The organism is Micromonospora marincola (assembly GCF_056150385.1).
The window spans coordinates 108,361-134,097 of sequence record NZ_JAXCFT010000014.1 but is presented as its reverse complement, the minus strand read 5'-3'; the positions used below and the strand labels follow the sequence as shown (position 1 = coordinate 134,097).

Below are 25,737 nucleotides of genomic sequence, written 5' to 3'. Positions count from 1 at the left end.
GGCGCGACGGTGCCCTGGTTCATGGCGTTCTGGCTGGCCGAGGCCATCTCCGACCAGTTGGTGAACGGGCTGAAGTTCATCGAGCCCCACGACGAGCCGAAGTCGTGCGTGGTCGCATAGACCAGGTGCTTACCGTTGTAGGGGGCGACGGTGAAGTCCTTCAATGACGCCCAGCCCGACTTGGGCTGCGCCAGCGCGCCGGTCGAGGACCAGCGGTACGACGACGGCAGGTTGCACGTGCCACCCGGCGGCGGCGTGGTCGGCGGCGGCGTGGTGGGGCTGCCCCCGCCGTCGACGCGGACGAGCTGCCACTGCTGGTTGCTGCCGTTCCAGTCGTCGTACTGGACGATGCTGCCGCCGTCGGCGGTGGAGGCGCCCTGCACCTCGACCACCTTGTTGCTGTTGCGGTTGATCAGCCGGACGTAGCCGCTGTCGGAGTCGGCCAGCCGGAACTGCTGGTTGGTCCCGTTGCCGTCGGACCACTGGACGATGTTGGCGCCGTTGGCGGTGGAGAAGTTGTAGACGTCGAGCACCTTGCCGGACAGCCGCGACCGCAGCCGGTAGTAGCCGCCGCCCGAGTCGACGAACTGCCACTGCTGCTGGTTGCCGTTGTTGCGTGCCCACTGCACGATCCGCGCGCCGTCGTTCGTGGCCAGGTTGTAGACGTCCAGGGCCTTGCCGCTGTTGCGGTTGACAAGCACGTACCAGGCGCTGGTGTCGACCGAGGCCGCGGCGGCAGGGGTCGACAACACCGCCGTGGCGCCGACGCCTGCCAACACGGCCGTCACACCTGCCGCGACGACCCGCGGCACCCATCTGCGCCGACGCGGCGGGGCGTCTGACGGCGTTCTACCAAAGGCGAACATGATCCTCCTCGATGGCTTGCCCGGACCGACACGTCCGAGTGTTAGCGCTAACAAGATCTCGTGCACGCCTGGTGCGCGTGCGATCTCGACAAGGCAGACCTGCCCGGAAAGCTCCAGCCTCGTCCTTGACCATCGAATGTCGGCGATAACATGGCGTTCGTCAAGTCGTAACTTCCCCGAATCATCGAGCGGCCCCGGTCGACAACCCCGCTTCCGAGGGCATCACCCCTGCCCGCCGGGCCGGAACACCGGCGCATCGACGTCATGATGGCGTTAACATCGAGCCTCGCGCATGCTCGGCCGATGAGTGGTACGTGCGCGGACGGCGACAAACAGCTTCCTGACAACTAGCCGCGACCCTGGGCATCGGCAAGGCCCGCACCACGCCGCGGGCCCGACAGGAAGGCGTCAGGATGAGGAAGTACGCGATGGCCGCGCTCATGGTGGCGGTCACCATCGGCGGCGCCGGGTGCTCGACCGGCGGAGACGACCGGGCGGACGCCGGCGAGGCCGAGGTGGCCACGCTCCGCACCGAGACACCCGCCGCCGCGGCCTCGGCACCGAAGGTGGAACGGCCCCGCGCCCGCCTCGACGACACCCCCGAGGACACCAAGGCCCTCTACGAGCCGTACGAGAAGTGCATGTCCGAGCACGGCTTCGACACCAAGAGGAGCCGGGTCGAAGGTCTCACCACGGGCCGGGCCGGCGCGGCGAACAAGGCCTGCGAGAACTTCATGCCGCTGCCGCCCTGGGAGTTCGACCCGGCCAATCCGGAGGCGAAGGACTTCGCCCGCGACGTCGTCGCGTGCCTCAAGAAAAAGGGCGTCCGGTACGTCGAGGTCAACTCCGACGGTCCGGGCTGGGCGTTCGGCGGCAAGCAGAACGACGCGCGTTCGATCTCGAAGGGGATGGAGCTCTCGCCGGAGTGCGAGCGTGAGGTCACCGCCAAGCGGAAGTGACCCCCGACACCGGAGGCGCCACCCGAATCGGGTGGCGCCTCCGGTCGTACTCCGGCTTGTCTCAGCGCGACGCGAGCGCCTGGGTCGGCGTGAGGCGGGAGGCCCGGATCGACGGATAGACACCGGCGAGCACGCCGACCACGACCGCGCCACCGAGCCCCGCGAGCGTCGCCGGCACCGACACCACGACCGGCCAGCCCTGCCAGATCGCGTAACCGGCGGTCACGGCCACGCCGATCAGGGTCCCGGCGACACCACCGAGCGCGGCGAGCGCGGCCGACTCGGTGAGGAACTGGGCGCGGATCTGGCCGCGGTGCGCGCCAAGCGCGCGACGCAGGCCGATCTCGGTACGCCGCTCCAGCACGGACACCACCATCGTGTTCGCCACTCCGATGCCGCCCACAAGCAGCGCGATCGCGGCCAGGCCGAGGAACAGGGTGGAGAAGTTGCTCTCGGTGGCCCGCTTCGCCGCGAGGGCGTCCGACGGGCGGGTCACCACCACCTGCCCGGGTTCGACGGGTGAGATGGTGGCCGGCAGGACCTCCCGGACGGCCTCGACCGCCGACTCCCGGCACCGCAGGTAGATGACCGTGGGGCGCCCGTCGAAGCGGAGGTGGTCGCGGGCCGCCTCCCAGCCGACCAGGACCGAACGGTCGAGGTCCGGCGAGAGCGGCATCCGGGCGAGGATGCCGACGACGGTGAACCACCTGTCGCCGATGAACACCGACGGGCCGGGACCGCCGGTGGCGGGCAGATCCGCGAAACCGAGGCGGGTGGCGGCGACGGAGCCGAGCACCACGGTCGGGAACCGCTCCGTGACCGCGTCCAGCCACCGCCCGGAACGCACCTTGCCGTCGACCGCCCGCAGCAGGTCCGGGCGGGCGGCGAGCACGGTCAGGCCGGAGCCGTCGGTGGCGTCGACGCGGTCGTTGCGGCGTACCAGCGCATGGGTGTTCGCGACCGCGCTCGCGGCCGTGACCGGCCCGATGCGCTTGACCATCGTCACGGACTCCGCCGGGAACTTCGGCGGCTCGTCCCGGTTGGGCTGCGCCATCGCCTGGAGGTGGTCGGTGCCGAGGGCGGAGAGTTCGCGCAGCAGCGCCGCCTGGCCGGAGGCGGGTACGCCGGTGACGAGGACCGTGGTGGCGATGCCGATCGCGATGCCCAACGCCGAGAACGCGGCCCTCGCCCTGCGGGTGCGGATGCCGAGCAGTCCCACGTCGAGCAGGTCGAGCGGGGAGAGCCGGACCCGGCGCGTCACCGGACCACCGACGTGTCGCGTACCAGCCGGCCGTCGCGCAGCTCGACGCGGCGCGGGAGCCCGGCGGCGATCTCGTTGTCATGGGTGATGATGGCGATGGTGGTGCCCTCCTCGTTGAGCCGGCGCAGCAGGCTGAGCACGGCGAGCCCGTTGCCGGTGTCCAGGGCGCCTGTGGGTTCGTCGGCCAGGACGAGCGCGGGGCCGTTGACGAGGGCCCGCGCGATGGCGACGCGTTGACGCTCACCGCCGGATAGTTGGGCCGGGCGGTGGGCGACGCGGTGGGCGAGGCCGACCCGGTCGAGCGCCTCAAGCGCCAGCGCGGGGCGGCGGCGGCGCGGCACACCGGCGTAGAGCAGGCCGGTGGCCACGTTCTCGGCGGCGGTGAGGCCGTCGGCGAGGTGGAACTGTTGGAAGACGAAACCGAGCCAGCGGCCCCGGAGGGCGGAGAGTCGGCGGTCGGAGAGCGCGGCCACGTCCTGCCCGGCGATCGAGATCGTGCCGGACGTGGGCCGGTCCAGGGTGCCCATGAGGTTGAGCAGGGTCGACTTGCCCGAGCCGGACGGCCCGACGATCGCGACCAGCTCGCCCTCGGCGATGTCGAGGGAGACGTCGCGCAACGCCTCGACCCCACCCGGGTAGCGCATGCTGACGTCGCGCGCCGCGAGCACCGGGCTCACGAGGTGGTCACCACCATCGTGCCGGCGTCGAGGCCGTCCCCTTCGACCTCGACGAGTCCCTGGGCGAAGAGCCCGGTCTCGACCGCGACCAGGCCGCCGCCGGAGACCTGTACGCCGTAGCCGCCCTCGCTCAGCGCGAGCAACGCGCCGACCGGGACGACGAGGACGTCCTTGTGGGTCTCGGCGGCGAAGTCGACACGCACGTCGGCGAGGCTGATCCGGGCGGTGGCGGCGGAGTTCTTCACGGCCACCGTGACGGTGACGGTGGGCGGGGCACCGCCGGCGCCGGCGTCGCCCTCCGCCGCCTGCACCGCCTGGCCGACGGCGGTGACCCGGCCGTTGATCGTGCTCTCGTCGGGCAGGTGCACGGTGACCGCGTCGCCCTGCTCGATGGAGCCCGCGTCGCTGATGCCGGCCTGCACGGTGACCACCTTCGAGGTCTGGGTGACAGACATCAGCGTGGCGTCCGCGCCGTCCCCCGGCTGGGCGGCGACGGAGTCGACCCGGACCGCGCCGACGAGCACCACCACGTCCCCCGGCTCGATCGCACCGGTCGCCGGCACCCCGAGGTCGTTCTGCCAGCGCTTGACGGCGTCCCGCAGCGCGGCGGTAAGCACGCCGTCGCCCCTGGCCACGGTGCTCGTCGGGGCGGGCGTGGACGGCGCGCGGGTCAGCCGGGTGCCGGGCTTCGGCTGGTCGCCGACGTGGTAGCCGAGGGCGCGCAGGTTGTCGACGACGATCCGCACGTCCCGGCCGACCGTGTCGAGGTCGTGCAGCGGGCGGAACAGCGGCATCCCGCCGTAGAACAGCGGCACGGGCCGGTCGTCGACCCGGTAGAGCTGCTGGCCGCGCCGCACCGACGCGCCCTGCGCGGGCAGCCAGGTCACCGTGCCGCTCCCGCTGCCCTTGAGCAGCCGGGCGGCGCCGAAGCCGAGCGTGCCCGGCATCGACTGCGACGTCGAGAGGTCCTGCTTCACCACCGCGACGCTCCGCACGCCTGTCGGTTCGTCGGCGGTCGCCGCCGGGCCAGCGTCCCGGCCGGTCCAGACGACGGCTGCCGCGGCGGTCACTCCGACGAGGACTACCGCGGGGATCAGCACCCTCAGATATCGGCGGCGCGGCGCCGGTCGCGCGTCGACGCGGGGGATGACCTGGGTTTCGGTGTCCGACTGCGGCACCGTTCGGGTCAGTGGCATGGCGCCGATGGTGGCGCGGGAATATCAGGAACCTGTCAGACCGGAGCATGGTCTTTTTCACCGGATTGGAAGCCTTGTGCCTGACCTATAGTCCCCACCATGTGCGCACGGGTGATGCTCGCCGAGGACGACAAGCGGCAGGCCGAGGCGTTGCGCCGCTACCTCGCCGCGGAGGGTCACGAGGCGACGATCGTGCACGACGGCGAGGCGGCGCTGCGACAGGCCCGGCAGCAGGCGTTCGACCTGCTGCTGCTCGACGTGATGCTGCCGAAGCTGGACGGCATGGAGGTCTGCCGGATCCTCCGGCAGGAGTCGGACGTGCTGATGCTGATGCTCACCGCACGGTCGGGTGAGGACGACCTCCTGCGCGGGCTGGACCTCGGCGCCGACGACTACATGACCAAGCCGTTCAGTCCCCGGGAACTTGTGGCCCGGGTCCGCACGCTGCTGCGCCGGGTGCCCGCGACCACCCAGCAGGCGCCGGTGCACCGGGTCGGGCGCCTCGCCGTGGACGAGGCCCGGCACACGGTGACCGCCGGCGGTGTTCCGGTCGACTGCACCGCAGGCGAGTTCGCGATCCTCGCGGCGATGACCCGTCATCCCGGCCGGGTGTTCACCCGCGGCCAACTGCTGGAACACACCCGGGGCATCGACCGGGAGTCGACCGGGCGCACCATCGACGTGCACGTGATGAACCTGCGCCGGAAGATCGAGGCGAACCCCCGCCGCCCCCGGCAGTTGCTGACCGTGTACGGCGTCGGCTACAAGCTGACCGCCGGGGCGCCGTGAGACGCCAGCGGGTGCCACCGCACCGCAGCCTGGTGGTGCGGCTGCTTGCCACCTCCCTGCTGGTGGCGGTCTGCGCGATCCTGGCGACGACGTGGCTCGCCGTGCAGTCGACGACGCAGGCGATCCAGCAGGCACAAGGCCGTTCCCTCGCCGACGACAAGGACATCTACGACACCCTGGTGGGCTACGCCGCCTCCCACCGGGACTGGTCGGGGGTGACCGCCGTGCTCGCCGAACGCGCTGGCACGCTCGAACGCCGGATCACGCTGATGACCCCGGAGCGGCAGGTGATCGCCGACTCCGCGCCGGACGGCCCGTCGCTGCGGGCGGCCCGCCCCTCGGCGACCGTCGACCCGTTGCAGGTGGACCTGGGCCTGACCGGTGGGACCGCGCGGATCGACCCGCGGGTGGTCGGGCCGTACGTGCTGACCAAGCGGGAGAGCGCCTTCACCCGGACACTTGCCGGACAGTGGCTCGACTGCATCCGCCACGACTCCAAGCTGGGCGCGAAGGTCGTGGTGGGTCCGGCCGGCCGGGCGTCGCTCCAGGTGACCGGCACGGATCCACGCGACATCGTCGGCACCTGCGAGCCGGCCGAGCTGACCAGACCGTTGGGGAGCGAGGCCGAGCCGATCGAGCAGTTGGAGACCGCGACGAGGTCCTGCATGGGCCGGGCGGGAGCGCCGGAACGGGTCGCGATCCGGCTCGACCGTACGGCGATCCCGAGCGGCGACGCCGAGTTCGACAAGCAGGTCGACGCCTGCCTCCAGAAGGCACAGCTCGCCCAGTTGCGGCCGTACGTCGCGCCGCCGGCCCTGCTCTTCGTGACCGACGAGGCCCAGGGCACCACCGAGCCCGTGTTCAACCTGTCCCGGGCGAACCTGATCCGCATCGTCGAGGTGACAGGCGCGGTGCTGGCCGCCACCGTGCTTGTCACCGTGCTTGTCGGGCGGCGGCTGGTGCGACCGCTGCGGGCGCTCACCGACGCCACCCGGCTGCCGGCGGACGAGCAGGCCCGGGTGCCGGTGACCACCCGCGACGAGATCGGCCTGCTGGCCACCGCCCTCAACGACCTCGCCGCCCGGCGGGAACAGACCGAGGCGTTGCGCAAGAGCATGGTCAGCGACGTGGCGCACGAGTTGCGGACGCCGCTCAGCAACATCCGCAGTTGGCTGGAGGCCGCCCAGGACGGGCTCGCCCAGCCCGACGCGCAACTGCTCAACCTGCTGCTCGACGAGGCGCTGCTGCTCCAGCACATCATCGACGACCTGCGGGACCTGGCCGCCGCCGACGCCGGTGACCTGCGCATCCACCGCGAACCGCACTTCGTCGCCGACCTGCTGGAGCAGGTCGTCGAGGCGCATCGGGGCGCCGCCGAGGCCGCCGGCGTGCGGCTCACCACCGAGGTGGTCGCCGACCCGGAGACGGCCGTCGACGGCGCCCGGCTGCGGCAGCTCGTCGGCAACGTGGTCGCCAACGCGATCCGGCACACCCCCGCCGGCGGGTCGGTCACCGTCCGCTGCGCGGTGGTGGACGACCAGCTCAGCATCGCCGTCTCCGACACCGGCACCGGCATCGCGCCCGCCGACACGGCGAAGGTCTTCGACCGTTTCTGGCGGGCCGACGACTCGCGGACGCGCAGCACCGGCGGGAGCGGGCTCGGCCTGTCGATCGCCCGCAAGCTCGCCGAGGCCCACGAGGGCACGATCTCGGTGACGAGCGTCCTCGGTCAGGGCAGCACCTTCACCATCCGGCTGCCGATCGTCGCACCCGTTCCGCAGTGACCGGGCCGACCACGTCGTCGGTTTCCTATTCTCATGGTGTATCGCAGTCGTATCGAGAAACGCATACGGCGCCGCGACGGCCCGGCGTCTTCACTTGACGACCGACCGGCGCGTCACCGTCCGCGCGGAATCTCGACCGGAAGAAGACCGTGAGCATCGAACCGGATACGGCGCCTGCTGCCGGCCGTACGCGCGGAATCGTGCTCCTCGTTCTGGCGGTCCTCGGCCTGGCGGGCGCCGCGTTCGCCGTGCGGCGACCGCTCCTGATGGCCGCTCCGGCGTGCCTGGCGGGGCGCTGGCACGGCTGCTACGACACGGAGAACGGCATCCTGCTCATGATGGTGGTCGGGCTGCCACTGGCCACGCTTGTGGCGGCGGCGCTGGCGCTGGGGCGGCGGGCCGTCGGGGCCGCCCCGGCGTGGCGGATGTCGCTGGCCGAGGTGGGCCTGGTGTACGGGACGGTGCCGTTCGTGTGGCTGACCATGATGCCCGGCCCGGGCGCCGGCGCGGGCACGCCCGGCCGCCGGTGCGTCAGATCGCGGGCCTGCGGCTCGACCCGTTCCGCCGGGAGGTCTTCCGCGACGGGCGCTACGTCGCGCTCACCCGCAAGCAGTTCGCCGTGCTGGAGGTCCTCGTCGCCGCCGAGGGCGGGGTGGTGAGCGCCGAGGAACTGCTGGAACGGGCCTGGGATGTCCACGCCGACCCGTTCACCAACGCCGTCCGCATCACCGTGTCCGCACTGCGGAAACGGCTCGGCGAGCCGTGGCTCATCGCCACCGTGCCCGGCGTCGGCTACCGCATCGGGACTCCGCCGGCCGGGGACGAACATGGATAGGGCGCCGGGGCTGAGCGTCCGCGTCAAGCTCACCCTCAGCTACGCAGGGTTCCTCGTGCTCGCCGGCGTGCTGCTGCTCGCGGCGGTGTGGGTGTTCCTCCTGCGCTACGTCCCCGACCGGGCGATGCTCATCGTCCCCGATTCCGTCGACACCCTCACCCCCGGCGTCTTTCCGGTCCGGTCCAACCTCCTGCGCGTCTTCGCCCCGAGGGCGGCCGGGACGCTTGCGTTCCTGCTGGCGTTCGGTCTCGTCGGAGGGTGGATCCTCGCCGGTCGGATGCTCGCGCCACTGAACCGGATCGCGGACGCCACCCGGACGGCCGGGACCGGATCGCTCTCGCACCGCATCCGCATGCCGGGCCGACAGGACGAGTTCCGGGAGCTGTCCGACGCGTTCGACACCATGCTCGACCGGCTCGAATCCCACGTCGCCGAGCAGCGGAGGTTCGCGGCGAACGCCTCCCACGAGCTGCGTACCCCGCTGGCGATCTCGCGGACGCTCCTCGACGTGGCCCGCTCCGACCCCACCCGGGACCGGGATGAACTCGTCGAACGCCTGCACGCGGTCAACCAGCGGGCGATCGACCTCACCGAAGCGCTCCTGCTGCTCAGCCGCGGCGACCGCGGAAACGTCGCCCAGGAGCGCGTCGACCTGTCCCTGCTCGCCGAGGAGGCCGTCGAAACGCTGCTGCCCCTGGCCGAGGAGCGGCGGATCACGCTCGACGTCACCGGCGGGCCGGCCCCGGTCACCGGCTCCGCCGAACTGCTGTCGCGGATGGTGGCGAACCTCGTCCAGAACGCGATCGTGCACAACCTGCCCGCCGGCGGCACCGTGACGGTCCGGACCGGGACGCACGGAGGCACAGGCGTGCTGCGGGTGGAGAACACCGGACGCCGGCTCCCACCGGAGGTGGTGCCGACCCTCACCGAACCCTTCCGGCGGGGAGCGGACCGGGTACGCGCCGACGACCACGACGGTGTCGGCCTCGGCCTGGCCATCGTGCAGAGCGTCGTCCGGGCCCACCACGGCACCCTGGACCTCGCGCCAGGCCCGGCCGGCGGTCTCTCCGTCACGGTCCGGCTTTCCGGGCCGCGGTAGGACTCACCCGGACGCTGCTGTCGAAATGGTTGGACGGGATGTTCGCCGGCTTGTAGCTTGTGGCTGACCGTGCCCGGCCGAGGAGGTGAGACCCATGAACGTCGTATCGAAGTGGGTGCTCCCCCCTGTCGTCACGGTCCGGCGACTGACGTAGGTGTCGCCGGGAGCGCCCCGCCCGCAGGGCTCTCCCGAAAGGCAACACCATGCACCCTCTGAAGTCCTCCGCGTTCGATGTGGTCATCGCCGGATGCGGACCGACCGGCGCGATGCTGGCCGCCGAACTCCGGCTGCACGACGTGCGGGTTCTCGTCCTGGATCCGGAAACCGAGCCGGTGTCGTTCGCCCGCATCGTCGGCCTGCACGTGCGCAGTATCGAACTGATGGCGATGCGTGGGCTCCTGGAGCGCATTCGCGCACACGCACGGCAGCGTCCGGCCGGCGGCTTCTTCGCCGCCATCGACAAACCAGCGCCCAGACTGGACACCGCACACGCCTATCTGCTGGGCATCCCGCAGCCGGTCATCGTCCGCCTGCTCGAAGAACACGCGATCGCCCTGGGCGCGCAGGTCCGGCGTGGTTGTGCGGTGACCGGTCTCGCGCAGGACGACGACGGGGTGACCGTCGAGCTGGCCGGCGGGGAGCAACTGCGTACGCGCTATCTCGTCGGCTGCGACGGGAGCCGCAGCACGGTGCGCAAACGGCTCGGCGTCGGCTTCCCCGGCGAGCCCTCGCGGAAGGACACGCTGATGGGCGAGATGCGGGTGGGCGTGCCGCCGGAGGAGATCGCCGCCAGGATGGCCGACCTGGGCAGGACCCATCGGCACTTCTGGCTCAGGCCGGTGGGCGATGGGGTCTACACCGTCGTGGTCCCCGCGGCAGGCGTGAGCGATCGTGCTCAGCCCCCCGTGCTGGAGGACTTCACCGAGCAACTGCGCGCCATTGCCGGAACCGACTTCGGCGTGCACTCCCCGCGCTGGCTGTCCCGCTTCGGTGACGCCACCCGGCTGGCCGAACGGTATCGGGTCGGGCGGGTGCTGCTGGCCGGCGACGCCGCACACATCCACCCACCCATCGGCGGCCAGGGCCTCAACCTGGGCGTGCAGGACGCGGTGAACCTCGGCTGGAAGCTTGCCGCGCAGGTCCGCGGCTGGGCGCCGGCGGCGCTGCTGGACACCTACCACGCCGAACGCCATCCGGTCGCCGCCGCCGTGCTGGACAACATCCGCGCCCAGACGGAACTGTCGTCCACCGAACCCGGCCCGCAGGCCCTACGCCGGCTGCTCACCGAACTGATGGACCTCGACGAGGTGAACCGCCTTCTGACCGAGAAGATCGTCGGCATCACCGTCCGATACGACTTCGGCGACGGCCCCGACCTGCTGGGCCGCCGGCTGCGGGACATCGACGTGAAAACGGGCCGCCTCTACGACCTGACGCACCGCGGCCGTGGCCTGCTGCTGGACCGCACCGAACGCCTGACCGTCGGCGGCTGGTCGGACCGGGTCGACCTTCTCCCGGATCCCACCGCGACGCTCGACGTGCCGGCCGTCCTGCTCCGCCCGGACGGCCACGTCGCGTGGATCGGCGACGATCAGCAGGACCTGGACGGTCACCTCTCCCGCTGGTTCGGCGAACCCACCTGACACCCGTCCCCGTCACGGGATCCGGGCCCCCGTACCTATCGAGGGTGAGTACCGGAACTCAGGCCACGGCGCGTCGATCGGGAGATCCTGCTGGGCATGCCCTCTCTCGGAAGCGTGGAGACGCAGCCGGCCCGGCGCCGCGACCACGTTTATCGGGTGGTTGTCCGGGTGCTCGCGGTGCTGCTGCTGCCGGTCGCGTTCCTGGTCGCTCCGCGCCGGGCCCGGCAGGTGGCCTGTCAGTGGGCGCTGGCGGCGCGCTTCCCGGCCGAGGACCTCACCGGTCTGACTCCGGCGACGCGCGCCGCCTTCCGGGCGGCGCGTACGCAGGCGCTGTGGCGGGACGGAGAGCTGATCGGGCTCACGTCCGGCTATCGAGAGGCGCACGAGCAGGCCCGCTTGTTCGCTGAGGCGGTTCGTCGCACTCGGTCGCCGGACCTCGCGCGGATGTGGGTGCTACCCCCGCACGAGTCACAGCATGTCGCGGGAATGGCACTGGACGTCCGGCCCACCGAGGGTGCGCGGTGGCTCGAGCGACACGGCCGGCTCTTCGATCTGCATCGCGTGTATGACAACGAGTGGTGGCACTTCGAGTACCACCCCGGGGCCCCGCCGCGCCGTCGTGCTCACCCGGGTGAGCCGACCGCGATTCACGGCGACGCTCGTCCGTGGAGGCTCCCGGCGCAGTCGGCGTGGCCATGGTGACCTAGGCGGACCCGCCCGACCTGGTGCGTTTCCTCACCGTCGACCCGTCGGACGCCATGTCACCGCCACGGCCGCATCGGGCAGCCTCAACACGAACTACCACTGCATCCGAAGGCTCAGTCCAGCCGGGTGGATCCGTTATGCAGCCGGTACCGCTCCAGCCGCTCCGCACGGAACTTGTCGAGAGTGAGGGCTGCGTCGGCGAGGCGAGGGCACCACTCGGGCGTGCACCGCGAGCACAGGTTCCGGTCGTGGTACGCGACGCAGTACGAGGCGAGGACGACGGGGAACGGAACGCGGTAGATCACCTCACCCACGACACCCACCCTTCGGAGAGCGTTGACCCCGGCCGAGAACTCGCTCCCCGGTCCAGGACCGCCCGGCATTGCGGCGAGCCTGGGCCTCGGTGACGGCCCCGGGGCCGAGCGCTCCGGAGCGGTTCGGGTATGCGGTGGCTGGGCCGGTCTGGTCAAGAGGCACAGGGCTTGAACGGCCAGAGCTTCATGAAGATCCCCTCCTGGCAGCGCGTTTACGGACGCCTTCTCAAGGTAGTCCATCTCGTCCAACTCGTACAACCCGTCTGATACGTCTAGCACATACCCGACGGGTTATCCCTCCTACCCGTCCATAAGGTTCCGGTCATGGTTGATGAGATGTCCCCGGTGGCGCTCTACATCCAGCTCGCAGACCTCCTCGCCAAGCAGATTGAGGAGGGCAAGCTGAAGCCGCGCCAGCCACTCCCCAGCGAGGCCCACCTTCAGCAGGAGTACGGCGTGGCTCGCGGGACGGTCCGCGCGGCGGTGCGGCTGCTGAGGGAGCGGGGCCTGGTCGTAACGCTGCCGGCCCGAGGGACCTACGTCGCCGAGAAGGCCCGCTAGCCCCGGCGCGGCGATGGCCGAGCGCCTGGTGGATGCGGTCAGTCGGACGCGGGCGTGAGGCGTACGCGGCGCAGCAGTTGGGCGTTGAGCGCCACCACGATGGTGGACGCGGACATCAGCACGGCCCCGACGGCGGGGCTCAGCGCGATCCCCGCCCACGCCAGCACGCCCGCGGCCAAGGGGATGGCCACGACGTTGTAGCCCGCGGCCCAGGCGAGGTTCTGCACCATCTTGCGGTAGGAGGCGCGGGAGAGCCGGATCACGCCGGTGACGCTGCGCGGATCGGAGGAGGCCAGGACCACGCCTGCGGACTCGATGGCCACGTCGGTGCCGGCGCCGATGGCGATGCCGACGTCGGCGCGGGCCAGGGCGGGAGCGTCGTTGACCCCGTCGCCGACCATGGCCACCCTCAGCCCCTGCGCCCGCAGCTCGGCCACGGCGTGGTCCTTGTCGGCGGGCAGGACCTCGGCGAACACCTCGTCCACTCCCGGTCGGAAGCCCAGGTCGGCGGCGACGGCCTCGGCGACCGGCCGGGCGTCGCCGGTGATCATGGCGATCTTCCTGATGCCCTGCGCGCGCAGTTCCGTGATGGCCTGGCGTGCCTCCGGGCGCACCTCGTCCTCGAGCGCGAACGCGCCGATCGGCTCCGGGTGGCCGTCGGCGGGGAGCCGCACGAGGTGCAGGACCGCGGCGCCCCGGGCCGACCAGTGTGAGCTGGCGGCGTCGAGGTCGGCGGGCACGGTGGCGTCGAGTTCCCGCAGCAGGGCCGGGCCGCCGACGGCGTACGCGGTGCCGTCGACGACGGCCCGCACGCCCCGCCCGGTGAGAGAGCGGAAGTCGCGGGCCGCGGGCGTCGGACCGCGGTCGCGGGCGGCGGTGGTCAGCGCCCGGGCCAGTGGGTGCTCGCTGTCGGCCTCGACGGCGCCGGCAATCCGCAGCACGTCGTCCTCGGCGCGCCCGGCGGTGGCGGCCACGGCGGTGAGGGTGTGGGTGCCCCTGGTGAGGGTGCCGGTCTTGTCGAACAGCACCGCGTCCACGCCCCGCATGCGTTCGAGGGCGAGCCGGTCCTTGACGAGGATGCCGGCTCTGGCCGAGACGGCCGTCGACAGCGCGATCACCAGCGGGATGGCCAGCCCGAGGGCGTGCGGGCAGGCGATGACCAGGACGGTCACGGTGCGGACCACGGCTTCGCCGAGGTCGCCGAGGCTCCACCAGGTGCCGAAGGTGATCAGCGCGGCGGCGGTGGCGAGGTAGAACAGCCAGGCGGCGAAGCGGTCGGCGAGCACCTGCGCCCGGCCGGCGGAGTTCTGCGCCTGGGCGACGAGCCGGCCGATACCGGCGAGGGCGGTGTCCTCGCCGACGGCGTCGACGCGTACCCGCAGGGTGGAGTCGGTGGCCACGGTGCCCGCGATTACCCGGTCCCCGGCGGCGCGCGGCACCGGACGGGATTCTCCGGTGATCATCGACTCGTCCAGCTCGGCCGCGCCGTCGACGATCCGCCCGTCGGCCGGCACCCGGCCACCGGAACGCACAAGCACCACGTCGCCGACCCGCAGGTCACCGACAGGCGTCGGGTGGGCGCGGCCGGAGTCGTCGAGGCGTTCGGCGTCGTCGGGCAGCAGCGCGGCGAGAGCGGCCAGCGCGCCCTGGGCCTGACCGATGGCCTTCATCTCCTGCCAGTGGCCCAGCAGCATGATGGTCACAAGCGCCGCCAGTTCCCACCAGAAGTCGAGGTTGAACCCGCCGAGGCTGGTCGCCAGGGACGCGACGTAGGCGACGGTGATCGCCATCGAGATCAGCAGCATCATGCCGGGCGCCCGGTCGCGGATCTCGCGCACACCGCCGACGAGGAACGGCCAGCCGCCGTACGCGAACACCACCGTCCCGAGGACCGGCCCGACCCAGGTCATGCCGGGGAGGTCCCACCGGTAGCCGAACCAGTCCATCACCATGTGGCTGGTGGCCACGATCGGCACGGTAAGCGCCAGGCTCAGCCAGAACCTGCGCCGGAACTGCTCCGGGTCGTGCCCGGCGTGCTTGTCGTGCGTCGCCGGCGACGCTCCGGCGGCCGGTGTGTGGGCGTGTGTGCGCGGATCCGCGTCGTGGCCGGTGTGGTGACGTGTCACGAGGTCCACCTCCACAGCCCACCTTATACCCCCTGGGGGTATAGAGGCAACGGTACGCCGCTTGTGGACTACCCGCGCTCGGCACGGGAATGCCGGCGGGTGAGTTCGTTCCGCGTCCTCACCGACCTGGTGAGCCACTACGGCTACCCGGGCCTTGCCCTGCTCGTCGGCGTGGAAGGCTTCGGCGTTCCGGCCCCCGGGCAGACGGCGATCGTGCTCGCCGCCGGGTACGCGGCACACGGCCGGCTGAACGTCGTAGGTGTGGCGGCCACGGCGTTCCTGGCCGCCGTGTCCGGGGACAGCATCGGCTACCTGATCGGCCGTTACGGGGGCCGCCGGCTCGTCCTGCGCCACGGCCGCCGCCTGCGCCTCGGTCCCGACCGGTTCGCCCGCCTGGAGGCGATGATGAGCCGCCACGGGCCGAAACTCGTCGCCGCCGCCCGCTTCGTCGACGGCCTCCGGCAGTTCAACGGCGTCCTCGCCGGCACCACAGGCATGCCCTTGCGGCGCTTCGTGGCCTACAACGCCCTCGGCGCCGCCGCCTGGGTGGGGTTGTGGGCGACCGCCGGGTACCTGGCCGGCGACCACCTGCGCGCCCTCGTCGTGGACCTGCACCGGTTCGAGTGGTACCTGGTCGCCGCCGCGATCGCGATCGCGCTCGCCTACACCGGATGGCGGCTGACCCGTCGACATTCCTGACGCGACAGACGTGTTCGTCACAGATCCTCTGGCATGTCCTTCATCGCGTTGAGCACGGGCACGAGCTGTTCCTCTTCATAGTCGAGATGCGCTTCGAGTTCGTTCGCGAGGTGTTCGATCTCGGCGCGGACAGTCGCGTGATCGCCGCCGGCGACCGCGGTCCGCAACTCGTCCAGCAGGCGCGCCACGGTCCGGTGTTCGGCTGCCAGCCGTTCCAGCACGCGCGCGAGTTCTGGATGACGGCCGCCCAGGTGGGGGAAGAGGACGTGGTCCTCGCCGGTGTGGTGAGCGTGCAGCGCCTCACAGAAGGTCAGGCAGTGTTCGCGCAGAGTCGGGCCGGGTTCTCCGCCGCGGCGGAGTTCGGCGAGGTCCGCGCGGAAGCGGTCGTGCAGTTTGACCAACTCGTCGCCCCAGGCGATGACGCGGTTGTCGGGTGTGGTCATGCGGGCTCCCTGATCAATGCGCTGTGGACAGGAACGGGTGCGCGGTGCGCGAAGGCCGCGAGGGCCGAGAGGAGGGCCGCGACGGCGGCGACGGCGAAGCTGGCCGAGGTCTCGCCGGCGGCGATCAGAGGGGCGGCCACGGCGCCCGCGAGGCTGCTGCCGACGATGCGGACCAGCGCGTTGATCCCTCCGGCGACCGCGGTCTCGGCGGGCCGTACGTGCTGCACCGCCATGGTGCCGACGGCGGCGTAGCCGAGGCCGATCCCGACGCCGAGGATCGTCGTGGCCGCGTACAGACGGGACGGGGCGTCGTGTTGAACGGCCAGGCACGCAGCGGAGACGGTGACGAGGAGCGATCCGGCGCCGACCAGGGACGCCAGGCGGAAGCGACGCATGAGGGAGCCGGCGAGCAGCGACACCACGAGCATCGTCGCGGCAGTGGGCAGAAGGTAGAAGCCGACCTGGAGCACCGACGCGCCCAGTTCGCCCTGCGCCACGGCGGAGATCGTGGTGATCGTGCCGAACAGGGCGAAGCCGAGAAGCGCCGACGCTGTCGTGGCAGCGATCGTGCCGCGGTGGGTGAGCATCGGGATCTCGATCAGCGGCGAGGCGGTACGGCGCGCCGTCACCACCCACAACGCGGCCAGGGCGATCGCGAGGCCCAGCAGTCCCAGGGTGGGCGGCGACGTCCAGCCCCACGCCGAGCCCTTGCTGATCGCCACCAGGAGACAGACCAGCCAGGCCGCGATCAGGGCGGCGCCGGCGAGGTCCGGCCGTCGGTCCTCCGCGCGTGCGCGGCGCGGCTCCCGGACGACCAGCGCCAGCGCCACGAATCCCACCGCGCCCAGGGCCGCCAGCATCCAGAAGAGCCCGCGGTACGCGCCGCCGAGCAGGCCCGCCATGATCATGCCGCCGCCGCTGCCGACGCCCATCATCGCGCTCAGCAGGCCGATGGACCGGGGAAGTCGCTCCGCTGAAACGGTGTCCCGCGCGATGCCGATCGCCAGCGGGAGCAGCGGCGCCGTGACGCCCTGCAGCACGCGGCCGGCAATCAGCAGCGGAAGAGCCGAGGCGGCGGCGGAGATCACGGCCCCGACCACAAGCAGGGCCAGCGCCGCCAGTGCCACCGTGCGGCGGCCGTAGAGATCGCCCAGGCGGGAGAGCAACGGAAGGCTCACCGCGCCGGCGAGCAGCGAGGCGGTAAGCACCCAGGAGACGGCGGGCAACGAGGCGTCGAACTCCCGTTGCAGCACGGGCAGCAGGGGCACGACCGCGGTCATTTGCAGCGTGCCGACCACGACGGCGTACGCGAGGGCGCAGAGGACCGCCGAGGACGAGTTTTTATACATGTATAGAAAGTAGCATGGCCGAATGCCCACACGTCCAGGCCGGCCGCCGAAGATCTCCAAGGCCGACGTCGTCTCCGCCGCGCACCGCATCCTCGAGGCGGAGGGGATCGAGGCGTTGACCATGCGTCGCGTCGCCCGCGAGGTGGGCGCGACGGCCATGGCGCTCTACCACCACGTCGGGGACAAGGAGGAACTGCTGCAACTCCTCCTCGACCAGTACGCGACCGACCTACCCGTGCTCGACCCGCGACGGGACAGTCCCACCGAACAGGTCGTGGCGGCGGCCACCTCCATCCGGCTGGCGCTGCTCGACCGCCCGTGGGCCGTGGAAGCGCTGCGCGCGGACGACCTCCTGTCGATCCACGCGCTCCCGTACCCCGAGGCGATCATCGACGGCTTCGTGCGCGCCGGACTGACCCCGGAGGACGCCGTCGACGGGTATCGGACCATCTGGCACTACACCGCCGGTGAGATCAGCGCCAGAAACGCGTCCGGACGCCGGCGCGAGGAGGATCGGCCGACCCACCGAAGCCGGATATTCGCCGACCTCGACCCGTCGACGCTGCCCAGACTCGCCGCGCTGAGCGGGCGTTGGGAGGAACTGACCGCCCGCGACACCTTCGACAAAGGGCTGCGCGCGATAGTCACCGGCTTCGTCAGCACACACCGGCTCGAGTGACCATCTCCCATGGGCATAGCCCTTTGGGCAGCTTGTGGGCCTGATTCGTCCGAACCTATGTTCGGTGCGTCACCGCGAGCCGCGAGCCCAAAATGGGGGTGGGTCTCATGCCCGTACGTCCGACTGCCGGTGAATCGGCGGTGGCGCAGTCGTGAGCACCACTGAGGCACCGACCCCGGTCGTCCTGAACGGCCCGGCCCGGATCCGCAGCCTCGCCGCCACGATCGCGCTCGGCGAGACGGCCGGCGTGCTGGTGCCGGTGATGGTGATCGCGCTGATGGCCCGGATCAGCGTCGAGGCGATGTACGTGCGCTCCCTCTACGTACCGCTGGCGTTGCTCTTCGCCGCCCTCCAGGTGGGTTTCGACGTGAGCAACCAGGTCGCCGCGTCGGTGAGCCGGGGCGCGGGCCGACCGGGGGACGTCCTCCCGGTCGCCGCCAGCATGGCCCGCGTCGGCGCGGCCGTCTGGGGCACCGTCAGCCTCGCGCTGATCGTGGCGGCGCCGTGGCTGGCGGCGCTGCTGAACGTCCCGGACGCGTCCGTGGGGGAATTCGTCGCCTTCACCCGCTGGGCCTGCCTCGCCAACCTGATCTTCTTCCCGACCGTGTTGCTCTCGTCGAGCCTGCGCGGCTACGGCCGTCCGGGCTCCGCGGCGTCCGTGGTGCTGACCGGCGCGGTCCTGGAGGTGGGCGGCGTCGCGGTTCTGGGCTTCGGCACCGACCTCGGGGTGTACGCGCTTCCGGTCGCGATCGCGGTCGGCGGCGTGGCCGCGCTCACCGTCGGCATGGTGCAGGTGTACCGCTGCGGCCTCTGGACGGCGAGCGGGCCGCTGACCTGGCGTCCGGAGGCAATCGGGCGGCTGACCGGCACCGGGTTGCCGGTCACGGCGTCGTTCGTGGTGATGGCCGTCGCGAACGCGGGCCTGCTGTGGGCGCTCAGCCCGTTCGGGCCGGACGTGGTGTCCGGATACTCGGCGGCCGGCGCGCTGCAGAACCTGCTCATCGTGCCCGCCTCGGCGCTCGGTTCGGCGACCGCGATCGTGCTCAACCAACTGCGGGGCGCGGGGCGGACCGGGGAGGGGCTGGCCACGCTCGGCGCCGGGCTGCGCCTGACCGCCGCGGTGTACGCGGTGCTTGCCGCCGCGATCTGGTTGTGCCGGGAGCCCCTGGCCGCGGTGCTTGCCGGTGACCCGACGGTGGCGTCGGAGACCGGACGGTACCTGGCGATCGTCGGCCTGACCTACTTCGGCCTGGGTTTGAACGTGATGACGCTGCTTCTTCTGGAGCAGGTCGGCGGGGGCCTGATCGCGTTGCTGCTGAACGTGCCCTACTTCGGGGGCATGGTGGTGGTCGGCAGCGCGCTGGCCCGGACCCAGCAGGATCCATCGGCCCTCTACTGGACGATCGCGGTGCTCAACGCCTGCGGCATGTTCGTCGTCCCGCTGTTGACGTGGCGACACGTCCGACGGATCAGCCGGGCGGACGCCCGGTGAGCCGTCCCGAGTGGCGGGCGCGGGACGTACGCCTCAGCGTGACGATCATGCACCACCCGGCTCGGGACGTCGTCCTGGACACCCTCGTCGAGGCGTGCCGCCCGCTGTCCGCGCGCATCGTGCCGGACCCGGACCCCGACGCCGCGCGCAGCCCGTTGCGGACCGCGAAGGTCGCCTGGGCGTCGATCGCCGAGGGCGCCACGCACCACCTGGTGCTCCAGGACGACGCCCGGGTCTGCGACGACTTCGCCACGCACGTGGTCGCCGCGATCGCGCACCGCCCGGCACACGGCATCGCCCTGTACACCGACTGGAGCAGCCCGCAGAACAGCTTCCTGTCCCGACTGGCCGCGGTCGCCGGATCGCCGTGGGCGCCGCTGTCCCCGATGGAGTGGACCCCGGCGCTCGCGTTCCTGCTGCCGGCCGGCGTGGCTGCGGACCTGGCCGACTATCTGCGGCCGATCCCGGACGAGGTCACCGACGACGACCAGATGATCGCCCGATACTGCCGGGAACGCGGCGTGCCGCTGCTGACGACCGTGCCCCACCTGGTCGACAACCGAGGGCTGCCGACTCTGATCGCCGGGCACGGTGGCCGGCACCATGCCACCGTCTGGGCGCCACCGGTGTCGTCCGCCACGCACTGGGACCTCGACCCCCGGATCGACACGGCCCTGGCCCTGGGGTCCCGCTACCGGTCCCATGACGAGTACGTCGTGCAGGTCAAGGACTCCCGCTGCCTGATCCGGCTGCTCCGCCCGCACACGGGTGAGCCCGCCGGCAACGAGTTCTGCTGGTACTGGGAGGACTGGTGCGACCTGATCGGGGTCAGCGCGGACGAGGTGACGACCGCGCTTGCCGCGTACCTCGACCACCGGCCGCTACCGCAGCCGTCGGCGCGGGCCGCCCTGGAGATCTGGGCCGCCGGATACCTGCTCGGTCTGGAGGCCGCGGCGGTACGCCGTGCCCTGCCCGCTCCGCTCGACCCCGCCCACCCCTCCCGGATCCGCGCGGCTGTGTCGTCCTGGGTGGACTCCGGCCTGACCGCCCCCGACGGTACGGCCCTGGGCGCCGCCGGCCGGACGGCGCTCATCGACCTCGGCGCGGCGGCGGTCGCCCTCGGCCTGCACGGCCGGAGCCCCGGCACCTTCGTCACGGCCGGCGTGCCGGCCGGCGCCCGTGGAGAGGACACCCGACATGACCACGCTTGCCACGATTCCTGACCCGGCCCTGAGCACCATCGTCGAACGGATGGCGCGCCGCGAGGTGGCGGCGCACTTCCTCATTCCGGCCGATCAGCCGCCCGGGGTGATCCGCCCGCCGGCACCCCCGATGGCGGTCCGGGTGATGTCCTGCCCGGACTGCGGCGCCGACGCGGCCACGTTCCGGTCCGCGGGCATCGCACTGCCCTTCGCGGAGTGGCGGATCGTCACGGCGGACGACCCCGACACCGGTGGCCTGCCCACGCTTGCCGTGCTCGGCTGCGAGTGGTTCGCGCCCCGGGCGATGCTGCCGGTGGCGATCGCTATCGAGCGGTTCGGCCCGGCGTCGGCGACCGGCTTCCGCAGCCGCGCGGTGGCGGTCACCGAACTGCGTGGCCTGCCGTTCGACGCCGTGCTGGCCGCCCTCGACGAGCAGGAGAGCTGGGCCGATGCCGTGGCCGCCGGCAACGACCTGCCGGTCCAGCCGGCGCGGACCGTGCCGGCCGCCAGTCGGCTGGTCAGCCCGGCGACCACCTGGGCCGCGTACCGCGCCTCGGTCACCGCCCGGTTCCTCGGCCCGCACGCGTCCGACGTGGCGCTGGGCCGGTGGAACGAGCGCTACCTGGAGAACCGTCGGGACGCGGCGGTCCAGACGCTTGACGGCTACGCATCGTGTCCAGCCTGACCGCCGACGTGCGCTGGCAGCCCGCGCACTTCACCGGCTCCCGTGCGGTCACCGAGCACCTGACCTGGGGGCAGGTGCTCGTGGAACGCGACATCCGGCGGATGCCGCCGGGCACCGCCTACAACGTCACGGTGCCGGTGCTGATCCCGGAGGGAGTGGATCTGGACGCGGTGTGTGGCGCGGTGGGCGCGCTCGCCGGCCGCTTCGAGGCACTGCGCACGCGGTTCCCGCGACGGGACGGCCGGCTGGTCCAGGAGGTGCTCGACAGCGGCAGCATCCCGGTCGGGGTCTTCGCCGGCGCCGGTACGGCCGAGCAGTTCGCGGCGACCGCCCGGGACCTGGACGAGCAACTCGAGGCGACACCGTTCGACCACGATCGGGACCTGCCGATGCGCGTCCTGGTCTACGTGCACCGGGGCGTGCCCCGGGCTCTGGTGCTCTGCATCGCCCACCTGGCGGCCGACCTGCAGAGCAGCCGGTTGGCGGCACGGGTGCTTGCGGAGATGCTTGCCTGCCGGGCGGCGGGACGCCCGGATCCGGCGACTCCGGAACTCGTTCATCCGGCCGACCTCGCCGCCTTCGAGCGGTCCCCCCGGGGCCGGAAGGTGAGCGCCGCCGCCGTGGCCCACCTGCGCCGGCAACTGAACGCGGTCCCGCTCGACAACTTCGCCGGGGTCCGGCCGATGGCCCCGGCCGAGCCCCGGTTCTGGCGTGGTGTCCTGGACTCGTCGGTCTCGGCGCCGATGCTTGGGGTGCTCGCCGAGCGATACCGCACCAGCACCGCCACGGTCGCGCTCGCGGTGACCGCTGCCCTGCTGGGTGTGGTCGCCGAGACCGACAGGTGCGGGCTGCTGCTGGTCACCGGCAACCGCACCACCGCACCGCTGCGGGCCTCGGTCGGCACGCTTACCCAGCACATGCCGACCGTCGTCGACCTGGCCGGGCCGGCCTTCTCCGACCTGGTCCGGCACTGTTGGATCACGGCCGTACGGTCCTTCCGGCACGGCCGGTTCGACCCGGTCGACGGGTGGGCGGCGCTGGCTGAGGTGAGCCGGGAACGCGGCGCCGAGCCGGAGATCCGATGCTTCTTCAACGACATGCGCGGCGCGCCGGAGACGCCGCCCGCCGCCGTGTCGCTCGACCCCGACGAGGTGCAGCGGGCCCTGGCCGAGCCGAACTTCCGGTGGACCGAGCGCCGGCCGGCAGGTTCCTCGTTCTTCATGGAGGTCGGCGACGTGCTCGACGCTCCGGGCCAGTTGCGCTGGACGCTGCTCGGGGATACCACCCTGCTGCCCCCGGACCTCATCCGTTCGGTCCTGGTCGGAGTGGACCGGACGCTGCTGCGACTGCTCGACACCGATCTGCTCCTCTCCGAGGTCGGCGAGGCCGCCGGTCTGTATCGCGGCGTGGTGGCCCCGCACTGAACAACCCGATCAACCGGGGCGGGGCAGCAGGGGCTGCCCCGCCCCGGTCTCTCAGCCCTGGGCGGTGGCCGTCAGCTCCGGCTGCGCCTCGTCGGCGACCGGAGCGGAGGGGACCGGCGGCCGGCCCCCCAGGAAGCGGGGCGCCCACCACGCGGCGCGTCCGAGAATCGCCATCGTCGCCGGGACCAGCAGCATCCGGACGATCACCGCGTCGATCAGGACGGCAAGCACCAGGCCCAGGCCGACCTCCTTGATCGGGGCGAAGCCCCCGGTCATGAACCCGGCGAAGGTGACCGCGAGGAGCAGGGCAGCCGCGGTCACGATGCCGCCGCTGCGTTGCAGACCCTCCCGGACGGCCTGGTCCGGGGCCGCGCCGGCGAACCGGCGCTCACGGATCCGGGACAGGACGAAGACCTCGTAGTCGGTGGAGAGACCGAACGCGATCGCCCCGACCACCACCGGCACGGTCAGGTCGATGCCGTCGAGCCGCTCACCGCCGAGCAGGCCGACCAGGTGCCCCTCCTGGAACACCCAGACCACCACACCGAGCGCGGCGAACAGGCTGAGCAGGTTGGTGAGCACGGCCTTCAGCGGGATCAGCACCGACCGGGTGAAGGCGAGCAGCAGGACGAAGGTGGCAAGCAACACGATGCCGCCGGCGATCGGGAGGCGGTCACGCAGCTCCTGCTGGTAGTCGGTGAGACGGGCCGCGTCCCCGGTGACCTGCACCGTGAAGGGGGCGTCCAGGTCGCGGATGTCGCGTACCGCCTGGATGGTGTCCGGGTCGCTCGTCGGGTTCTTCGGGGTGGCCTGCAGGACGGCCAGCCCGCCGCCGCTGCGCCCCGGGTTCACCACTGACACGCCTGGTACCGCGGCGACCCGCTGCCGGAACGCGGCCAGGTCGGGGTCGTCGGCCGAGGTCCGGGCGACGATCGTGATCGCGCTCGGGCCGGCAAGTGCCGGGAAGTGTTCGCGCAGGTCCTCGGTGAGCTGGCGGGTGGCGCTGTCGGCCGGCAGCGACTTGGGGTTGCTGGTGTCCAGCCGCAGGTTGGTCACCGACAGGCCGGCCACGATCAGGCCGGCGAGCACGACAAGCAGGGTCAGCACCGGCATCTTCTGCACACCACGGGCGACCGCGGCGAAGGACCGGCCGCGCTCCTTCCGCGAACGGACCGGCTTGATCTTGTTGCGCAGCATCTGGAGCAGCGCGGGAAGCAGGGTTATCGCGGCGAGCATGTCGATAAGCACCACGGCGGCGCCGGCCACGCCGATCGACCGCAGGAACGGATCGGCGAAGACCACCAGGCTGGCCAGGCTGACCGCGATGGTCAGACCGGAGAAGACGATGGTCCGGCCGGCACGTTCGGAGGCCCGTACGAGCGCCTCCGCCGCGTCCTCGGTAAGCGCCCGTTCCTCCCGGAACCGGCTGACCATCAGCAGCGCGTAGTCGACGCCCAGACCGATGGCGAGCATCGTGGTGACCTGGATCGAGTAGATCGACACATCGGTGAAGAAGCTCATCACCAGGAGCGTGGTGAAGGTTCCGCCGACGCCTACCAGCGCGATCAGCAGCGGCAGCCCGGCGGCGATCAGCGACATGAAGACCAACAGCAGCAGGAGCAGCAGCAACGGCGCGGAGATGATCTCGGCTCGCCGGGTGTCCGAGGTGGCCTGGTCGTTGAACTCGCGGTCGGTGAGCGGCCCGCCGGCGACCACCGCGGTCGTCCCGTCGATCCCGGTCAACTGGTTCCGCACCTTGTCGGCAAGCAGGTCGCCCTGGTGCGCCAGCTCCACGTTCACCACGACCGCCGCGCCGTCGGTGGCGACCGGGGCCCCGGGGCCGAACGGGTCGTTCACCGCCAGCACGCCGTCGGTGGCGCGCAGCTCGGTGAGCGCGGTGGAGACCTTGGTGCGGAAGGCGGGGTCGGTGGCCGAGCCCCCGGAGATGACCGCGTTGATCACGGGTGGCGCGAGCTTGGCGTCACCGAGCGCCTTCGCGCCCTGCTGCGACTCGCTGCCGGCGATGGCGCCCACCGAGGTCGTCATCCGGGCGAAGACGCCGTTGCCGACCGTGAACCCGGCCGCGGCGATCACCAGCCAGATGACGAGCACGACGGCAGGGCGCCGGCGAGCGAATCGCGTAACGACACGGATCATCACAAAGCTCCTCAGGACGGAAAGACCGTTGTGATCTCATCCTGGTGAAGCGGGCTCCCCGGCGAATCGCCGACGAGAGCGAAATGTGGTCTCACCCGTGCGGGGGAGAGCGATCAATCCAGTTCCTCACCGGGACTGATCAGGCCGGCCTCGTACGAGAAGACCACCGCCTGCACCCGGTCGCGGAGGCCGAGCTTGGCCAACACGTTGCTGACGTGGGTCTTGACGGTGTGGTCGCTCACCGTCAGCCGGGCGGCGATCTCGGCGTTGGAGAGCCCGCGGGCGACCAGGGACAGGGTCTCCCGCTCCCGGCCGGTCAGCTCGTCCAGCAGGGCCGGCGGGCGGATCGCGCCCCGGGGCCGACGCAGCAGGTCGGCGATCACCCGCCGGGTCACCGTCGGGGCGAGCAGCGCCTCCCCCTTGGCGATCACCCGGACCGCCTCGACCAGCTCGGCCCGGCGCATGGTCTTGAGCAGGAAGCCGTTCGCGCCGGCCCGCAGCGCGTCGTGCACGTGCTCGTCGACGTCGAACGTGGTGAGGATGAGCACCCGGGCGTCCGTGGTGGCGCAGATCCGGCGGGTGGCCTCGATGCCGTCGATCGGGCCCTCCATCCGGATGTCCATGACCACCACGTCCGGCTTCATCTCGGCCACCACCCGCAGGGCCTCCAGGCCGTCCGCCGCCTCGCCCACCACCGTCAGATCCGGCTCCGCGTCAAGGATCATGGCGAAGCCGCCCCGAACCAGGTCCTGGTCGTCGACGACCACGATGCGCACCATGGGGCGGCACTCC

General features: G+C 72.0%; 24 protein-coding genes and 1 pseudogene. 14 read left to right on the top strand and 11 right to left on the bottom strand.

Annotated elements, in window-relative coordinates; genetic code table 11:
* Positions 1-866 (bottom strand): non-reducing end alpha-L-arabinofuranosidase family hydrolase (locus tag SM450_RS24235; protein WP_474622068.1); only part of this gene is annotated, 866 nt, incomplete at its 3' end.
* A gap of 413 nt (positions 867-1,279) precedes the next feature.
* On the opposite strand from SM450_RS24235, the gene SM450_RS24230 reads away from it, so the two are divergent.
* Positions 1,280-1,825: a hypothetical protein gene (locus SM450_RS24230; protein ID WP_474622067.1), complete on the top strand. Its 546-nt coding sequence runs from the start codon at positions 1,280-1,282 to the stop codon at positions 1,823-1,825.
* 61 nt (positions 1,826-1,886) lie between these two features.
* Here the strand turns inward: SM450_RS24230 and SM450_RS24225 are convergent, their stop codons facing one another.
* The 3 genes from SM450_RS24225 to SM450_RS24215 are packed head-to-tail and all read right to left on the bottom strand — an operon-like array spanning position 1,887 to position 4,959.
* A complete protein-coding gene (locus SM450_RS24225; protein WP_474622066.1) occupies positions 1,887-3,086 on the bottom strand; it encodes an ABC transporter permease in 1,200 nt (399 codons plus the stop codon).
* Positions 3,083-3,730 carry an ABC transporter ATP-binding protein gene (locus SM450_RS24220; protein ID WP_474622072.1) on the bottom strand — a complete coding sequence of 216 codons (648 nt, stop codon included), beginning with the start codon at positions 3,728-3,730 and terminating at the stop codon, positions 3,083-3,085. Before SM450_RS24220 ends, SM450_RS24225 begins: the two co-directional genes overlap by 4 nt.
* Before the next feature lie 29 nt (positions 3,731-3,759).
* Complete coding sequence (locus SM450_RS24215) at positions 3,760-4,959, bottom strand: efflux RND transporter periplasmic adaptor subunit (RefSeq protein WP_474622065.1); 1,200 nt, start codon at positions 4,957-4,959, stop codon at positions 3,760-3,762.
* A 99-nt stretch (positions 4,960-5,058) separates the two neighbouring features.
* Here SM450_RS24215 and SM450_RS24210 point away from each other — a divergent pair, with 99 nt between their 5' ends.
* Positions 5,059-5,748 carry a response regulator transcription factor gene (locus SM450_RS24210; protein ID WP_474622064.1) on the top strand — a complete coding sequence of 230 codons (690 nt, stop codon included), beginning with the start codon at positions 5,059-5,061 and terminating at the stop codon, positions 5,746-5,748.
* Positions 5,745-7,532 (top strand): sensor histidine kinase, encoded by a 1,788-nt coding sequence (locus tag SM450_RS24205; RefSeq protein WP_474622063.1) that lies wholly within the window; start codon positions 5,745-5,747, stop codon positions 7,530-7,532. Before SM450_RS24210 ends, SM450_RS24205 begins: the two co-directional genes overlap by 4 nt.
* Before the next feature lie 307 nt (positions 7,533-7,839).
* Here SM450_RS24205 and SM450_RS24200 read toward each other — a convergent pair whose 3' ends face one another.
* Positions 7,840-8,016, bottom strand: coding sequence for a hypothetical protein (locus tag SM450_RS24200; RefSeq protein ID WP_474622062.1), 177 nt, complete (start codon positions 8,014-8,016; stop codon positions 7,840-7,842).
* A gap of 15 nt (positions 8,017-8,031) precedes the next feature.
* Between SM450_RS24200 and SM450_RS24195 the strand changes: the two are divergent.
* From SM450_RS24195 to SM450_RS24180, 4 genes and pseudogenes are all read left to right on the top strand, one after another.
* Positions 8,032-8,367: pseudogene (locus tag SM450_RS24195) on the top strand (winged helix-turn-helix domain-containing protein); the annotation flags it as partial.
* Positions 8,360-9,466 carry a sensor histidine kinase gene (locus SM450_RS24190; RefSeq protein WP_474622061.1) on the top strand — a complete coding sequence of 369 codons (1,107 nt, stop codon included), beginning with the start codon at positions 8,360-8,362 and terminating at the stop codon, positions 9,464-9,466. The pseudogene SM450_RS24195 and the gene SM450_RS24190, both read left to right, overlap by 8 nt.
* A 203-nt stretch (positions 9,467-9,669) precedes the next feature.
* The gene (locus SM450_RS24185) at positions 9,670-11,109 is read left to right on the top strand and encodes an FAD-dependent monooxygenase (RefSeq protein WP_474622060.1); all 1,440 of its coding nucleotides are present in this window, start codon (positions 9,670-9,672) and stop codon (positions 11,107-11,109) included.
* A gap of 114 nt (positions 11,110-11,223) precedes the next feature.
* On the top strand, positions 11,224-11,811 hold the full coding sequence (locus tag SM450_RS24180) for a D-alanyl-D-alanine carboxypeptidase family protein (protein WP_474622059.1): 588 nt from the start codon (positions 11,224-11,226) through the stop codon (positions 11,809-11,811).
* A gap of 116 nt (positions 11,812-11,927) precedes the next feature.
* Here SM450_RS24180 and SM450_RS24175 read toward each other — a convergent pair whose 3' ends face one another.
* A complete protein-coding gene (locus SM450_RS24175; RefSeq protein ID WP_474622058.1) occupies positions 11,928-12,128 on the bottom strand; it encodes a hypothetical protein in 201 nt (66 codons plus the stop codon).
* A 324-nt stretch (positions 12,129-12,452) separates the two neighbouring features.
* On the opposite strand from SM450_RS24175, the gene SM450_RS24170 reads away from it, so the two are divergent.
* Positions 12,453-12,689 carry a GntR family transcriptional regulator gene (locus tag SM450_RS24170; RefSeq protein WP_357089236.1) on the top strand — a complete coding sequence of 79 codons (237 nt, stop codon included), beginning with the start codon at positions 12,453-12,455 and terminating at the stop codon, positions 12,687-12,689.
* Between the two features lie 38 nt (positions 12,690-12,727).
* Here the strand turns inward: SM450_RS24170 and SM450_RS24165 are convergent, their stop codons facing one another.
* Positions 12,728-14,815: a heavy metal translocating P-type ATPase gene (locus SM450_RS24165; protein WP_474622057.1), complete on the bottom strand. Its 2,088-nt coding sequence runs from the start codon at positions 14,813-14,815 to the stop codon at positions 12,728-12,730.
* A gap of 99 nt (positions 14,816-14,914) precedes the next feature.
* On the opposite strand from SM450_RS24165, the gene SM450_RS24160 reads away from it, so the two are divergent.
* Entirely contained in the window at positions 14,915-15,514 is a 600-nt protein-coding gene (locus SM450_RS24160) for a DedA family protein (RefSeq protein ID WP_474622056.1), read from the top strand.
* Positions 15,515-15,531: 17 nt separating this feature from the next.
* On the opposite strand, the gene SM450_RS24155 is transcribed toward SM450_RS24160, so the two are convergent.
* A complete protein-coding gene (locus SM450_RS24155; protein ID WP_474622055.1) occupies positions 15,532-15,957 on the bottom strand; it encodes a hemerythrin domain-containing protein in 426 nt (141 codons plus the stop codon).
* Entirely contained in the window at positions 15,954-17,306 is a 1,353-nt protein-coding gene (locus SM450_RS24150; protein WP_474622054.1) for an MFS transporter, read from the bottom strand. Before SM450_RS24150 ends, SM450_RS24155 begins: the two co-directional genes overlap by 4 nt.
* 22 nt (positions 17,307-17,328) lie before the next feature.
* On the opposite strand from SM450_RS24150, the gene SM450_RS24145 reads away from it, so the two are divergent.
* From SM450_RS24145 to SM450_RS24125, 5 genes are all read left to right on the top strand, one after another.
* A complete protein-coding gene (locus SM450_RS24145; RefSeq protein ID WP_474622053.1) occupies positions 17,329-17,985 on the top strand; it encodes a TetR/AcrR family transcriptional regulator in 657 nt (218 codons plus the stop codon).
* Positions 17,986-18,136: 151 nt separating this feature from the next.
* The gene (locus SM450_RS24140; RefSeq protein WP_474622052.1) at positions 18,137-19,477 is read left to right on the top strand and encodes an MATE family efflux transporter; all 1,341 of its coding nucleotides are present in this window, start codon (positions 18,137-18,139) and stop codon (positions 19,475-19,477) included.
* Positions 19,474-20,700, top strand: a complete 1,227-nt coding sequence (locus SM450_RS24135) for a hypothetical protein (protein ID WP_474622051.1) — start codon at positions 19,474-19,476, stop codon at positions 20,698-20,700. Before SM450_RS24140 ends, SM450_RS24135 begins: the two co-directional genes overlap by 4 nt.
* On the top strand, positions 20,675-21,364 hold the full coding sequence (locus SM450_RS24130) for a hypothetical protein (protein WP_474622050.1): 690 nt from the start codon (positions 20,675-20,677) through the stop codon (positions 21,362-21,364). The genes SM450_RS24135 and SM450_RS24130 overlap by 26 nt, the downstream gene beginning before the upstream one ends.
* Positions 21,352-22,788, top strand: coding sequence for a condensation domain-containing protein (locus SM450_RS24125; protein ID WP_474622049.1), 1,437 nt, complete (start codon positions 21,352-21,354; stop codon positions 22,786-22,788). The genes SM450_RS24130 and SM450_RS24125 overlap by 13 nt, the downstream gene beginning before the upstream one ends.
* Positions 22,789-22,839: 51 nt before the next feature.
* Here the strand turns inward: SM450_RS24125 and SM450_RS24120 are convergent, their stop codons facing one another.
* Together SM450_RS24120 and SM450_RS24115 are read right to left on the bottom strand one after the other, a co-directional pair.
* Positions 22,840-24,900: an MMPL family transporter gene (locus tag SM450_RS24120; RefSeq protein ID WP_474622048.1), complete on the bottom strand. Its 2,061-nt coding sequence runs from the start codon at positions 24,898-24,900 to the stop codon at positions 22,840-22,842.
* Between the two features lie 158 nt (positions 24,901-25,058).
* Positions 25,059-25,724 carry a response regulator gene (locus SM450_RS24115; protein WP_474622047.1) on the bottom strand — a complete coding sequence of 222 codons (666 nt, stop codon included), beginning with the start codon at positions 25,722-25,724 and terminating at the stop codon, positions 25,059-25,061.
* Positions 25,725-25,737 lie beyond the last annotated feature (13 nt).